General features: G+C 73.9%; 14 protein-coding genes. 8 read left to right on the top strand and 6 right to left on the bottom strand.

What is annotated here, in order from left to right; translation table 11 throughout:
• Window positions 1-54 precede the first annotated feature (54 nt).
• A complete protein-coding gene (locus AW27_RS00765) occupies window positions 55-483 on the top strand; it encodes a Fur family transcriptional regulator (RefSeq protein ID WP_037917450.1) in 429 nt (142 codons plus the stop codon).
• Window positions 484-565: 82 nt separating this feature from the next.
• Here the strand turns inward: AW27_RS00765 and AW27_RS00760 are convergent, their stop codons facing one another.
• Complete coding sequence (locus AW27_RS00760; protein WP_037917453.1) at window positions 566-787, bottom strand: hypothetical protein; 222 nt, start codon at window positions 785-787, stop codon at window positions 566-568.
• 268 nt (window positions 788-1055) lie between these two features.
• Between AW27_RS00760 and AW27_RS00755 the strand changes: the two genes are divergently transcribed.
• Both AW27_RS00755 and AW27_RS00750 read left to right on the top strand, forming a co-directional pair.
• Complete coding sequence (locus AW27_RS00755) at window positions 1056-1811, top strand: crotonase/enoyl-CoA hydratase family protein (RefSeq protein ID WP_037918547.1); 756 nt, start codon at window positions 1056-1058, stop codon at window positions 1809-1811.
• A 73-nt stretch (window positions 1812-1884) separates the two neighbouring features.
• The gene (locus AW27_RS00750; protein ID WP_037917455.1) at window positions 1885-2490 is read left to right on the top strand and encodes a 2'-5' RNA ligase family protein; all 606 of its coding nucleotides are present in this window, start codon (window positions 1885-1887) and stop codon (window positions 2488-2490) included.
• Between the two features lie 123 nt (window positions 2491-2613).
• Here the strand turns inward: AW27_RS00750 and AW27_RS00745 are convergent, their stop codons facing one another.
• A complete protein-coding gene (locus AW27_RS00745) occupies window positions 2614-2805 on the bottom strand; it encodes an antitoxin (RefSeq protein WP_037917458.1) in 192 nt (63 codons plus the stop codon).
• 269 nt (window positions 2806-3074) lie between these two features.
• Here AW27_RS00745 and AW27_RS00740 point away from each other — a divergent pair, with 269 nt between their 5' ends.
• Window positions 3075-3311, top strand: coding sequence for a hypothetical protein (locus AW27_RS00740; protein ID WP_037917462.1), 237 nt, complete (start codon window positions 3075-3077; stop codon window positions 3309-3311).
• A gap of 164 nt (window positions 3312-3475) precedes the next feature.
• Here the strand turns inward: AW27_RS00740 and AW27_RS00735 are convergent, their stop codons facing one another.
• A complete protein-coding gene (locus tag AW27_RS00735) occupies window positions 3476-3904 on the bottom strand; it encodes a C40 family peptidase (protein WP_052030171.1) in 429 nt (142 codons plus the stop codon).
• Window positions 3905-4257: 353 nt separating this feature from the next.
• Here AW27_RS00735 and AW27_RS00730 point away from each other — a divergent pair, with 353 nt between their 5' ends.
• Complete coding sequence (locus AW27_RS00730; protein ID WP_037917468.1) at window positions 4258-5601, top strand: MFS transporter; 1344 nt, start codon at window positions 4258-4260, stop codon at window positions 5599-5601.
• Window positions 5598-6806 (top strand): anhydro-N-acetylmuramic acid kinase, encoded by a 1209-nt coding sequence (locus AW27_RS00725; RefSeq protein ID WP_052030172.1) that lies wholly within the window; start codon window positions 5598-5600, stop codon window positions 6804-6806. Before AW27_RS00730 ends, AW27_RS00725 begins: the two co-directional genes overlap by 4 nt.
• Window positions 6807-6928: 122 nt before the next feature.
• Here AW27_RS00725 and AW27_RS00720 read toward each other — a convergent pair whose 3' ends face one another.
• Window positions 6929-7429: a hemerythrin domain-containing protein gene (locus tag AW27_RS00720; RefSeq protein ID WP_037917471.1), complete on the bottom strand. Its 501-nt coding sequence runs from the start codon at window positions 7427-7429 to the stop codon at window positions 6929-6931.
• 230 nt (window positions 7430-7659) lie between these two features.
• Here AW27_RS00720 and AW27_RS00715 point away from each other — a divergent pair, with 230 nt between their 5' ends.
• Both AW27_RS00715 and AW27_RS00710 read left to right on the top strand, forming a co-directional pair.
• Window positions 7660-8856: a serine hydrolase domain-containing protein gene (locus AW27_RS00715; protein WP_052030173.1), complete on the top strand. Its 1197-nt coding sequence runs from the start codon at window positions 7660-7662 to the stop codon at window positions 8854-8856.
• Window positions 8857-9000: 144 nt separating this feature from the next.
• Window positions 9001-10545, top strand: coding sequence for a glutamate synthase subunit beta (locus AW27_RS00710; protein WP_037917474.1), 1545 nt, complete (start codon window positions 9001-9003; stop codon window positions 10543-10545).
• Window positions 10546-10612: 67 nt separating this feature from the next.
• Here the strand turns inward: AW27_RS00710 and gap are convergent, their stop codons facing one another.
• Window positions 10613-11611, bottom strand: coding sequence for a type I glyceraldehyde-3-phosphate dehydrogenase (gene gap / locus AW27_RS00705; RefSeq protein ID WP_037917477.1), 999 nt, complete (start codon window positions 11609-11611; stop codon window positions 10613-10615).
• Between the two features lie 136 nt (window positions 11612-11747).
• Window positions 11748-12704 (bottom strand): GlxA family transcriptional regulator, encoded by a 957-nt coding sequence (locus AW27_RS00700; protein ID WP_037917479.1) that lies wholly within the window; start codon window positions 12702-12704, stop codon window positions 11748-11750.
• Between the last annotated feature and the right edge of the window lie 64 nt (window positions 12705-12768).

Here is a 12768-nt window from a genome sequence, read left to right as displayed (position 1 = left end):
GGCAGGGTCCGCCGAAGCCCTTGTGTCCCGCCGAGCGTGAACTGGTGAGCCGAAATGAGTGAGCTGCTGGAACGGCTGCGGGGGCGCGGCTGGCGCCTGACGTCCCAGCGGCGGGTCGTCGCGGAGGTCCTCGACGGCGAGCACGTGCATCTGACGGCCGACGAGGTGCACGCCCGCGCGGCCCGGCGGTTGCCGGAGATCTCCCGGGCCGGGGTGTACAACACCCTCGGCGAGCTGGTCGCCCTGGGCGAGGTCGCCGAGCTCGCCGCGCACGGGCGGGCGAAACGCTACGACCCCAACGCACACCGGCCGCACCATCACCTGGTGTGCTCCGGCTGCGGGCTCATCCGCGACGTCCACCCCACCGGCGACCCCCTGGACGGCCTTCCGGCGCGGGAGCGCTTCGGTTTCGCCGTGTCCGGGGTCGAGGTGGTCTACCGCGGCCTGTGCTCCTCCTGTACGGCCGAACCGTCGCGCGCCTGAACGCGGGGGCCTGCACGCTCAAGTCCTGGCGGCCCGAGCGCGGCGGCCTGGGCGCGGTGACAGGGGGCCTCCCGCCCCGGGGCTACCACTCCGGGTGGACGTCGTGGCTGTCGTAGCGGTCTCCGGCGGCCGTGATCCACGGCCGGAAGCGACCGGGTCCGGTGCCGTCGTGGGCGTAGGTCACCGGTTCACGGGAGTCGTCGGTGACGATCACGGCCCCGGCCCGCTGGGCACTGCGCAGCGCATGGGTCCAGTGGCGGCCGCGGTGGCCGGTGCGGTAGTCGGGGATCTTGCACTGGGACATCACGGGTCTCACCGCCTGGGTCGCTTCATCGGGTCCGGACAGGGCGTATACCCGGTTCGCCCCGATCCGAACATGTGTGCCCCGGATGGGTGTCGGTCCCGTGGGTCGGGCCCCCTCGTGCTCGTGCCGTGATTGCTCCAGAGTGTCGTCCGTACCTTCCGCGCATCCGACAGGCCCGCCCGTCCCAAGGAGATCCGACGTGCCCACGACCTCCGAACCGCCCGGTACGACCTCTGCGACCCCGCCGGCGGAACCGGCCTCCGTACGGATCGAACGGGACGGACCCGTCACCACGGTGATCCTCGCCCGCCCAGAGGTCCGCAACGCGGTCGACGGGCCGACGGCGGCCCTGCTCGCCGAGGCCTTCCGCGCGTTCGAAGCGGACGACGACGCGTCCGTCGCCGTCCTGTGGGGCGAGGGCGGTACGTTCTGCGCCGGCGCGGACCTGAAGGCTGTCGGGACCGGGCGTGGCAACCGGGTGTCGGCCGAGGGGGACGGACCCATGGGGCCGACGCGGATGGAGCTGACCAAGCCGGTCATCGCCGCGATCAGCGGTCACGCGGTGGCGGGCGGCCTCGAACTGGCCCTGTGGTGCGATCTGCGGGTGGCCGAGGAGGATGCGGTCCTCGGCGTGTTCTGCCGCCGCTGGGGCGTGCCCCTGATCGACGGCGGCACGGTACGGCTGCCCCGCCTCATCGGCGAGAGCCGCGCCCTGGACCTGATCCTCACCGGCCGTCCCGTCGCCGCCGTCGAAGCGCATGCGATCGGTCTGGTCAACCGCCTCGTACCGCCCGGCGAAGCCCGCCGTGCGGCGGAACGCCTGGCGCACGAGACGGCCGGATTCCCGCAGCTGTGCCTGCGGCACGACCGGCTCTCCGTCCGGGAACAGCACGGTCTGGGAGAGCGTGAGGGGCTGGCCGCGGAGTACCGGCACGGGCTCGTTCCGCTCACGGCCGGAGAGACCCGGGCGGGTGCCGACCGGTTCGTGGCCGGCGCGGGCCGCCACGGCCGCTTCACCGGCTGAGGCAGCGGGGCCGGCCGGTCGGCTGGGGCGAGGGCCGGGGCGCTGCGGGGGTGTTCGGAGGCATCATGGCCCTGTGAACGCGTCCTCGGCCGCAGCCGGTGGCGGACCCGGAGCCGCACTCGGATTCCTCGCCGTGGCCCCCACGCCCCGGACCGCCGTCGTGTGGCTTCCGCCGGACGGACTGTGGCCTGAGATCCAGGGCATCCGTGCCGAACACGATCCCCAGATCCGCCGCTGGCCCCCGCACGTGAACCTGATCTTCGGCTTCGTCCCGGAGGTCCACTTCGACCGTGCCCTCCCGCTGCTGGCCGCGGCGGCGGGCGGCAGCGAGCCCTTCGCCATCAGGCTCAGCGGGGTGCGCGCCTTCCGCCACGGCGTCCGCGCCACCGTGTGGCTGGACCCCGCCGCGGGCGGCCTCGCCCCGTGGACGGCCCTCCACGAGAGCCTGGCGGAGCCCTTCCCCGCCTGTCGCGGCCGGTACCCGGAGTTCACCCCGCACCTTTCGCTCGGCCGCACGCACGACCCGCGGGGACTGGCCGCGGCCTGCGCAGCCCGGCTGGGCAGCACGGCGGCACGGGTCGACGAGGTCGTACTGCTGTCCCGTCGGGGTGACGGGCCGATGCGGCCGCGTGCCGTGATCGGCCTGGGCACGGGAACCGCCGCCTGGTCGGAGCCGTGATCCCGTTTCCGCCGGGCGCGAGCCCCGCCGCCGGGCCGGGAACGCCCGGGGAACGCGGGGGGCCGGTCCGCCCCGGCGGCGGATCGGCCGGCACGGCACCGGCCGGCGGCGGGCGCGGGGGAGTCAGGCGGTGGGCGGCGGGTTCCCCTGGTCGCGGCGGACCTGCTCCTTCAGCTTGTCCTGGGCGGTGTCGATCTGGCTGCTGTACTTGCCCTGGGTCCTGCCGTCGACGTAGTCGCCGGCCTTGTCGATGCCCTGTTCGGCCTGGCTCTCGTGGCCGCGCAGCATCTGCTTGAGCTTGTCCATCATCGACACGACGGTCTCCTTTGCGTCCGTCCCCCACGGCAAGGGTTCCCGATGATCGCCCGGGTCGCATCCGCGAGCCTCGGACCTGCGGGGACGCCGGTCACATCGACGCGGTCCGAGGCCGGCGCGGGGCGAACCCCGACGTACGGCAGGGACGATCCCGTCCCGGGACGCCGGCGGCACGGCGACGGTGCGCGCACCCCGCGGGAGTGTCATTGCGGACGGCCGACGCGCTGCCAATCGGCGGGACACGGGGCTCGGCATGGAACGATCTCCGCATGACAGAGAGCATGAGCCCGTACATGTCCTCGCCGCGGGTCACCGTCCTGGGGGTCCAGCCCGGCGACCCACCCTTCCGGATCGTCGAGATCGACGGTGAGGTGGTCCGCATGGCGACGTCCATGACCGATGTGATCCTGGCTGCCGCGGAGGCGGGAATCACCATCCACGACCTCGACGATCCGGACGCCGTCCGCTGGGTCGGCGGCGGGAAACTCACCTGGCGGCTGCACTAGGGAGGGCCGTGCCGGGCGGCCGCGCGGTGCCGTCGCCCGCTTCCGGGTCACACGTACCACCGAGAAGGGACCGGTGACCCGGGTACGGCCGACCGGCACGCGCGCGTGCGGATGCCACCGACGGTCCGGCGGTGAGCGCGGACGCGGACGGGGATGGTTGCCGATCAGGTGGCGCGTCCGTAGCGGACCGCTTCGCTCCAGATGCGCTCCAGACGCACTCTCGTGCCGGGACGGGGAGCGTGCCAGATCCTGTTGTCGCCGGCGTAGATACCGACGTGTGCCATGGTCGCTCCCCGGGGGAAGAAGACCAGGTCACCGGCCGTGCGAGCGGCCTTGGGGATGTGGTGCGTGTGCTTGTACTGCTGCTCGGCCGTGCGCGGGAGGCGCTTGCCGGCCTTCTGGAAGGCGTAGAGGGTCAGTCCTGAGCAGTCGAAGCGTTTCGGGCCGGTGGCGCCGTATGCGTACGGCGCGCCCTGTTTGGAGGCGGCCACCGCGACGGCCTTCTCGCCGTACGACGGTGCCGCGTGAGCCGGATCCGTGGGGCCGGTCAGTGCGCCGGCCGCGAGGAGCAGTATGAGGAAGACGGCTCGCACTCTCGGGCAACAGCACGTCGGACAAGTGCCCTTGAGGGCCTTTCGGAAGTCGGTCCTGGAGCAGGACATCGTGACACCTCCGCAATCGGTTGGCAGGCGACAGTTCAGTTCAGCGGCCTGGTCCTGTTCTCGGTGGCAGTCGTCTTGGCTCTGACGGCGGACCAGTTTTCCCGGACGTCCCGTCGTGGCCGCATCGGACACGGAGTGATTTGTCCCGATTTTGCGTTCGATTCGAGATGATAAGTAGGGATGATGTACGCACCGGCCACGGCTCGGCGGCGGTGCCACCGCCGATGTGCTGAATCGGCGCACCGACAGGTATCGGCGCGCCGCGGAACGGGCACGCAGCACGGGTGACCACGACCGACCTGCTCCCGGCGCCGGCCTCGCGCGCCGCGGCCCGCCGGGCCCTGCTCGCCGGTTCGGCCGGCAACCTGGTCGAGTGGTACGAGTTCGGCGTCTACGGCTGCTTCGCCACCGTCATCGCCGCCAACTTCTTCACCCCGCAGGCGGGAACGGCCCCGGGAGCGGGACCCCAGGGCGGTGCCGAAGCACTGGTCGCCACGTACGCCTCGTTCGCCCTGGCCTTCTTCTTCCGGCCCGTCGGCGCCCTCGTGTTCGGGCGCATCGGCGACCGGTTCGGGCGCCGTCCCGTCCTCGTCCTGGTCATCGGCCTGATGACGCTGGCGACCACGCTGATCGGACTCCTGCCCACGCGCGCCGACATCGGCGTCGCCGCCCCCTGGCTGCTCACGCTGCTGCGCGTGCTCCAAGGACTCTCCGCGGGCGGCGAGTTCGGCGGCGCGGTGTCCCTGATGGCGGAGCATGCCCCGCCCGGACGCCGAGGCCTCTACGGCGCGTGGCAGTCCTTCACCGTCGCCCTCGGCCTGCTGACCGCCGCCGCCACCGCGGCCGCCCTGGCCGCGGTCCTGCCCGCCGAGGCCCTCAACGCGTGGGGATGGCGGATCCCGTTCCTGCTGGCCCTGCCCCTCGGGGCGGTCGCGCTGTGCCTGCGCACGGCGCTGGAGGAGGCGCCGGCCGAGCCCCCGGCCGAGCCCCCGGCCGAGCCCGTCGCGACGTACCGCGCCGCCACGGCCGGCCTGCGGGAGCAGGCCCGCGCCGTCGTCCTCGGCATCGGGCGGATCATGGGCTGGTCGGCGGCCGGGTACGCCTTCCTGGTCGTGCTGCCGTCCCACCTCCAGTCCGCACGGGGAGCATCCCTCCGGGACGCACTGCTGGCCACCACCCTCGTCAACCTCGGCTTCGCCGCGGCGATCCTGCCCGCAGGACTGCTCAGCGACCGCATCGGGCGGCGCCCCGTCATGCTCGGTGGTGCGGCCGGTGTCGCCGTGCTCGCCATCCCCCTCCTGCATGTGCTCCAAGCGCCGGGGGCGCCCGCACCGGCCCGGGTCGCGGCCGTGCTCACGGCGGGCGCACTGGTCGGCCTGCTCGCCGGACCGGGGCCGGCCATGCTCGCCGAGATGTTCCCAAGACGCGTCCGCTGCACCGGACTCGGCCTCTCCTATGCCCTGGCCAACGCCGTCTTCTCCGGCTGTGCCGGGCTCATCGTCACCGCGCTCACCGCCCGGACCGGAGACACCGCCGTACCCGCCCACTACGCCGCCGCGGCCTGTGCCCTCAGCGTGCCGGCGCTGCTGAGCCTGCGCGGCAACGACCACCGGGAGCCGCTGAGATGAGAGTGATCGGCCTCATGTCCGGGACCTCCTGCGACGCCGTGGACGCCGCCGCCTGCGATCTCGTCCAGGGGCCCGCGGACGGCGCACTGCACCTGATCCCGCTGGGCATGGTCAGCGAGCCGTATCCGGAGCCCTTGCGGGCCGAGCTCGCCGAGGCCCTGCCGCCCGCCCGCACCACACTCGCCGACGTCTGCCGCCTGGACACCCGCATTGGGCAGGCCTTCGGACGGATCGCCGTCCGCGCCGACCGCGAACTGTGCTGTGGCCGAGCCGAGTTGGTCGCCTCGCACGGACAGACCGTGTACCACTGGGCGGCGGGCGGACAGGTCCACGGCACCCTGCAGCTCGGCGAACCCGCCTGGATCGCCGAGGCCACCGGTCGCACGGTCGTCTCCGGCTTCAGGCCGCGCGACGTCGCGGCGGGCGGGCAGGGCGCACCACTGGTCGGCCTCGTCGACCTGATGCTGCTGCGCGGCCGTCCAGGAGTACCGGCCGCCCTCAACATCGGGGGAATCGCCAACGTCACCGTCGTGCCCCGGCGCGCGGACCCCGTGGCCTTCGACACCGGCCCGGGTAACGCCCTGATCGACGCCGCGGTACGCGAACTCAGCGCCGGCCGGCTCGCGTACGACGAGGACGGCGCGCTCGCGGCCGCCGGGCGGGTGCACGAAGGCCTGCTGCGGCGGATGCTCGAAGAGCCGTACTACCGGCTGCCCGCACCGAGGACGACCGGCAGGGAACTCTTCCACGAAGGGTATCTCCGCTCACACCTGGCGGAGTTCGCGCAACTCCCGCCCCAGGACCTCGTCGCCACGCTCACGCGCCTCACCGCCCGGACCGTGGCCGACGCGCTGCGGCCGCTGGGCGCCACCGAGGTCTTCGCCTCCGGAGGCGGGGTGCGCAATCCGGTCCTCACGGCGATGCTCCGGGCCGAGCTGGCCGGTACGCCGCTGCGCACCACCGACGAGCTCGGGCTGCCCGCCGCGGCGAAGGAGGCGTACGCCTTCGCGGTGCTCGGGTACCTCACCCTGCACGGCCTTCCGGGCAACGCTCCCGGCTGCACCGGCGCCGTCGGCCCCCGCGTCCTGGGATCGATCACCCCGGGCCGCCGCCCGCTCCGGCTGCCCGGGCCGCCGCCGGTCGCCCCGCGCTCCCTCGCCGTGCGGGCGGACGGCGCCGACGTGCGGACATGCGCCAGCCCGTAGGTCCCTTCGGCCGCGCGGGCCGGATCATCCGGGTGGACGACCCTCCGGCCCCGCGCGGGCTCCGGGGGACCTCCCGAGCCTTCCTCCGCCGGCCGTCCCGCCTGCGCGGCGGGTCCCCGATCCTACCCGCCCACGATCCTGCGCACGTTGCCGATGCTGCCGCAGTCCGACGCGAGCTGCTTCTCCCGCTCCTCCAGGAAGGCGGCCCCCAGTTGGGCCCTGCGCTCGTCGGGGACGTTCTCCCGGGCGCCGTTGAGGATGGTGCGCTCCTCCTCGTCCAGGTGGTGGGTGACCGCCTTGACCAGCTCCTCCAGGCGCTCGTCCCACTGCCCGGAGCCGACGTCGTCGACCTCCAGGAGCCTCAGGAGCGCCTCGTTGCCCTCGGCGTGCTCCTCCTCACCATGCTCCACCTCGTCGTCGTCGATGTCGCTGAACCGCTTGAGCGCGCCGTAGACCCTGGCCTCCTCGGCCTCGCCGTGCGCGACGAGCAGTGCCGAGAACTGCGCCCGGGCGGCCGCTCGGTCGGCCTCGACGCTCCGCATCCGGCGCAGCAGCTCCTCCATCGTCCGGTGGTCCTTGAGAATCACCGCGACCACGTCCTGGTCCTTGCCCTCGTCCGCCATGCGGCACGCCTCCTCGATCGGGGTTCCGTCACCTGGCGCCTGCTCGCTGGCCGAGGCCTGAAACCTGCCGTCCGGCGGGTGCGGACGCGATCCCGGGCGCGCTCCGAGGACGCCCGCCACGGCCGTACGGGCCACGGGCCGCCCGCTCCCGGCCGTGTCGGCACCGGCACCGCGGCGCCCCCTGCCATCGTGGGCCGCCGCGCTCCGTGTCGTCTCCTGGAGGTTCCGCCGTGTCCCCACGCCCCTACGGCCAATCCCGCCGGATCCGCCGGCTGCTGCGCCTGGCCGCCGCCACCGCCGTGTGCGGCGCCCTGCTCGGCGCCTCCGTACTGCCCGCGCAGGCGGCGGACCGCAACCCGCCGCCGGACCGCGCAGCGTTCCTCCGCCAGGAGCTCCGGGAACTCGTCGAGCGCCCCGACGGGCCCCCCGGAGTCATCGCCGTCCTGCGCGACGGGGACCGTACGGAGGTCTACCGCGCAGGCGTCGCCGACGTGGACGGCGGCAGGCCGCCGGGCGCCACCGACCACATGCGGATCGCCAGCGTGGCCAAGGCCTTCAGCGGTGCGGTGGCCCTGAGCCTCGTCGACCGGGGCCGATTGAGCCTGGACGCCACGATCGGCGAGGTGCTGCCCGGCCAGCCGTACCGGTGGCACAAAGTGACGCTACGTCAACTCCTGAACCACACCAGTGGGCTGCCCGACTACTCGGCCTCCCCAGGGTTCCTCGACATCGTCTCCGCGGACCCCCGCCACCACTTCGACTCCCGGCACCTGCTGGACTTCGTCGCCGACGAGGACCTCGCGTTCCGGCCGGGCAGCCGCTACCAGTACTCCAACTCGGACAACATCGCCGTCGCCCTGATGGCCGAGGCCACCACCGGGCGCCGATACGAGACGCTGCTGCGTGAGCTCGTGTACCGGCCGCTCGGCCTCACCGCCACCAGCCTGCCGCAGGGCTACCGGCTTCCCGAGCCCTACCTGCACGGCTACCAGATCGACCCGCAGGCCGGCCCCGTCGACGTCAGCGAGGCGGTGAGCGCCTCGGGAGCCTGGGCCGCAGGGGGCATCGTGTCGACCCCCCAGGACCTGACCGCCTTCATCCGCGGCTACGTGGGCGGAGCTCTCGTCTCCGACCGCACCCGCCGCCAGCAGTTCCGGTTCATCCCGGGCGCGCTCTCCCAGCCCCCCGGCCCCGGCCGCACTTCGGCGGGCCTCGCCGTCTACCGCTACGCCACCCGCTGCGGCACCGTGTACGGCCACACCGGCAACACACCCGGCTACACACAGCTGGCGGCCGCCACGGCCGACGGCCGGCGCTCGCTGACCTTCTCCCTCACCACCCAGACGTCCCTGACCGACAACCCCGGGCTGCTGGAGCGGGTCCGGGAGGTCCAGGAGGACTTCGTCTGCGCTCTGCTCCGCGGTTGACCACGACCGGCGCCCGGGGCCGCGCGGCCCCGGGCGCCCGCGACACGGGCGGCGTAACCTGGTCGGACCGCCACTGACAGCGCGCGCCGGGGCCGGCGTGCGCACCCCGCACACCCCGCCGCGAACGATCCAGGGAGGCGGCGAGTGACCGATCCCTTCGGCTTCCTCAAGATCCCCCGCGAGCCCGTCCCGGCCCGGCCCGTCGAGGAACGGCTCGGCGACTGGCAGGAGGTCCACGCCGGGCAGGCCCTGCTCCCGCTCGTCTCCCGGCAGGCCGACCGCTGCATGGACTGCGGGATCCCGTTCTGCCACACCGGCTGCCCCCTCGGCAACCTCATACCCGAGTGGAACGCCTACGCCGCCCACGCCGACTGGCGCGCGGCGTACGAGCGGCTCCATGCGACCGACAACTTCCCGGAGGCCACCGGAAGGCTCTGCCCAGCCCCCTGTGAGGATGCCTGCGTCCTCACGATCAACGCGGAGCCGGTGACCATCAAGAACGTCGAGCAGGCCATCGTGGACGAAGGCCTGCGCCGAGGCTGGATGCGGCCCTGTCCCCCGGAGCGGCACAGCGGCAAGGCCGTGGCCGTCATAGGCTCCGGACCGGCCGGACTCGCCGCCGCCCAGCAGCTGACCCGCGCCGGGCACGCGGTCACGGTCCACGAGCGGGCCGACCGGATCGGCGGCCTGCTGCGCTACGGCATTCCCGAGTTCAAGATGGAGAAGGCGCACCTGGACCGGCGCATCGAGCAGATGCGCGCCGAGGGGACGGTGTTCGTCACGGGCCACGACGTCGGAGGCACGAGCGGCCCCGCGGCCGCCACCGGTGCGGCGGCCGAAACCGATGCCGCCGCGCTGCGTGGCGCGTGCGACGCCGTCGTCGTCGCCACCGGGGCCGGGGAGCGCAGGGAACTGCCGGTCCCGGGCCGTGAGCTGCACGGCATCCACCAGGCCATGGAGTACCTGACCTGTGCGAACCGGGTGCGGGAGGGCGACTGGGCCGAGTCGCCCATCACCGCCGAGGGCCGGCACGTGGTCATCGTCGGAGGCGGCGACACCGGATCCGACTGCATGGGCACGGCTCTGCGCCAGGGCGCGGTCTCGGTGGTCCAGCTCGACATCAACCCGGAGCCCGGACCGGGCCGCACCGACGACGAGCCCTGGCCGGTGTACCCGAGGACGTACCGGATCTCCCACGCCCACGACGAAGCCCGTGGCCGCGAGGGCCGCGACCCCCGGCTGTTCGCCTGCGCCACCCTGCGCTTCGAGGGGGACGCCTCGGGCCGGGTACGCGCCCTCCACCTGACCGCCGTCGAACCGGTGGGCCGCCGCCCGCTGGCGGGCACGGAGCGGGTCATTCCGGCCGGGCTGGTCCTCCTTGCCCTCGGCTTCTCCGGCCCCGAGCGGGCCGGCGGCCTGTGCGAGCAGCTGGGTCTGGAGTACGACGAGCGCGGCAACTACGCACGGGACGCCGGCTTCGCCGCCCGCGGTGGGCGGGCACCGGGGGTGTTCGTCGCCGGCGACGCGGGCCGCGGCCAGTCGCTCGTGGTGTGGGCCATCGCCGAGGGCCGGGCGGCGGCCGCGGCAGTGGACCGCTACCTCACGGGCTCCACGTGCCTGCCGGCCCCGGTCGCGGCCCACGACCGGCCGATGACCGCCCTGGGGCGGATGCGCTACGGGGACCGCTGACGACGGCACGCTCCGGCCGGCCCGAGGGGCCGGCCGGAGCGCGGGTCACTGACGGCGGGGCTGCTGCTCAGCCCGCGGCCAGGAGCGTGAGGGTGTCGATCACGCGGTTCGAGAAGCCCCACTCGTTGTCGTACCAGGCGACGACCTTGACGTGGCGGCCGTCGACCCGGGTGAGCTCCGAGTCGAAGATCGACGACGCGGGGTTGCCCGTGATGTCGGAGGACACCAGCGGGTCGTCGGAGTACTCCAGGACACCGGCCAGGGGCCCCGCGGCGGCGGCGCGGTAGGCCTCCAGGATCTCCTCGCGGGTCACCTCGCGGGACACGGTCGTGTTGAGCTCCACGATGGAGCCGACCGGGACCGGCACGCGGATCGAGTCGCCCGACAGCTTGCCGTCGAGCTGCGGCAGCACCAGGCCGATCGCCTTCGCGGCGCCCGTCGAGGTCGGGACGATGTTGACGCCGGCGGCCCGGGCACGGCGGGGGTCGCGGTGCGGACCGTCCTGCAGGTTCTGCTCCTGCGTGTAGGCGTGCACCGTCGTCATGAAGCCGTGCTCGATGCCCGCGAGCTCGTCGAGGACCGCGGCCAGCGGGGCCAGCGCGTTGGTGGTGCACGACGCGTTCGAGACGATGGTGTGCACGGCCGGGTCGTAGGCGTCGGTGTTGACGCCGTACGCCAGCGTGACGTCGGCGCCGTCCGAGGGCGCGCTGACGAGGACCTTCTTCGCTCCTGCCGCCAGGTGGGCGCGGGCGGCGTCGGCCGAGGTGAAGCGGCCGGTGGCCTCCAGCACGATGTCGATGCCCAGCTCGGCCCACGGCAGCTGCTTCGGCTCGCGCTCGGCCAGCACCGTGATGCGGCGGCCGTCGACGACCAGGGTGTTCCCGTCGACGCTCACCGGGCGGCCGAGGCGGCCGGAGGTGCTGTCGTACGCCAGCAGCCGCGCGAGGGCCTTCGGCTCGGTGAGGTCGTTGACGGCGACGACCTCGAGGTCGCTGTCGCGTTCGAGCAGCGCGCGCAGCACGTTGCGTCCGATGCGGCCGAATCCGTTGATGGCGATGCGAGTCATGAGCGAGTCCCTTTCGTTCGCCATCAGGTTCGCCGCCCGCGCCCACCCACGACAGCGGCGTGATCGCCACTGTTCAAAAGGATCTCGCCAACGGGGGTGGCGGGATCCTCACGGCCCCTGCGCGCCTCCCACCGGCCTATTCGCCCTTCGTGAAGGTGCGCCGGTACTCGGTCGGGGTGGTGCCCAGGATCCGCTGGAAGTGCAGCCGCAGGTTCGCCCCCGTGCCCAGGCCCACGTCATCGGCGATCTGCTCGACGCCGCGCTGGGAGCGTTCGAGCAGCTCACGCGCCACGTCGACGCGGGCGCGCATGACCCACTGCATCGGCGTGTACCCGGTGTCCTCCGCGAACCGCCGCGAGAACGTACGGGGCGACACCCCGGCGTGCCGGGCCAGCGACTCCAGGGTCAGGGGCTCCCCGAGCCGGATCAGCGCCCACTCCCGCGTGGCGGCGAACCGCTCGCCGAGCGGCTCGGGCACGCTGCGCGGAACGTACTGGGCCTGGCCGCCGCTGCGGTACGGGGCGGCGACCAGGCGGCGTGCCGCGTGGTTGGACGCCGCCACCCCGAGGTCGCCGCGCAGGATGTGCAGGCACAGGTCGATGCCGGAGGCGGCGCCGGCCGAGGTGAGGACGCTGCCCTCGTCGACGAACAGGACGTTCTCGTCGACCCGGACCAGCGGGTGCTTGGCCGCGAGGGCCCGGGCGTAGTGCCAGTGCGTCGTGGCGCGCTTGCCGTCGAGCAGGCCCGTCGCGGCGAGCGCGAACGCACCCGTCGAGATGGCGGCGAGCCGCGCCCCGCGCTCGTGGGCGGCGACCAGCGCGTCGAGGACCGGCCGGGGCGGGTCCTCACGGTCCGGGAAGCGGTAGCCGGGGACGAAGACGACGTCGGCCCACGCCAGCGCGTCGAGCCCGTGCGTCACGTGGTAGGACAGGCCGTCGCCGCCGGCCACCAGCCCGGGCGCCGCACCGCACACCCGTACCTCGTACGGCATGCTCGCACGGGTCGTGAAGACCTGCGCCGGAATGCCGACGTCGAGCGGCTTCGCACCTTCGAGGACGAGGACGGCGACGCGGTGGAGACGAGAGGCTTGCACGGGGTCGAGCCTACGCGGCGGGCGGCGGCGGGGGTCCCGCCGGGACGGCCGGTCCCGCGCGGCC

Origin of the sequence: Streptomyces sp. PCS3-D2, assembly GCF_000612545.2 — a bacterium.
Lineage (GTDB): Bacteria > Actinomycetota > Actinomycetes > Streptomycetales > Streptomycetaceae > Streptomyces.
Note: the sequence above shows the minus strand (reverse complement) of the source record. Positions and strands in the feature narration are given on the sequence as shown.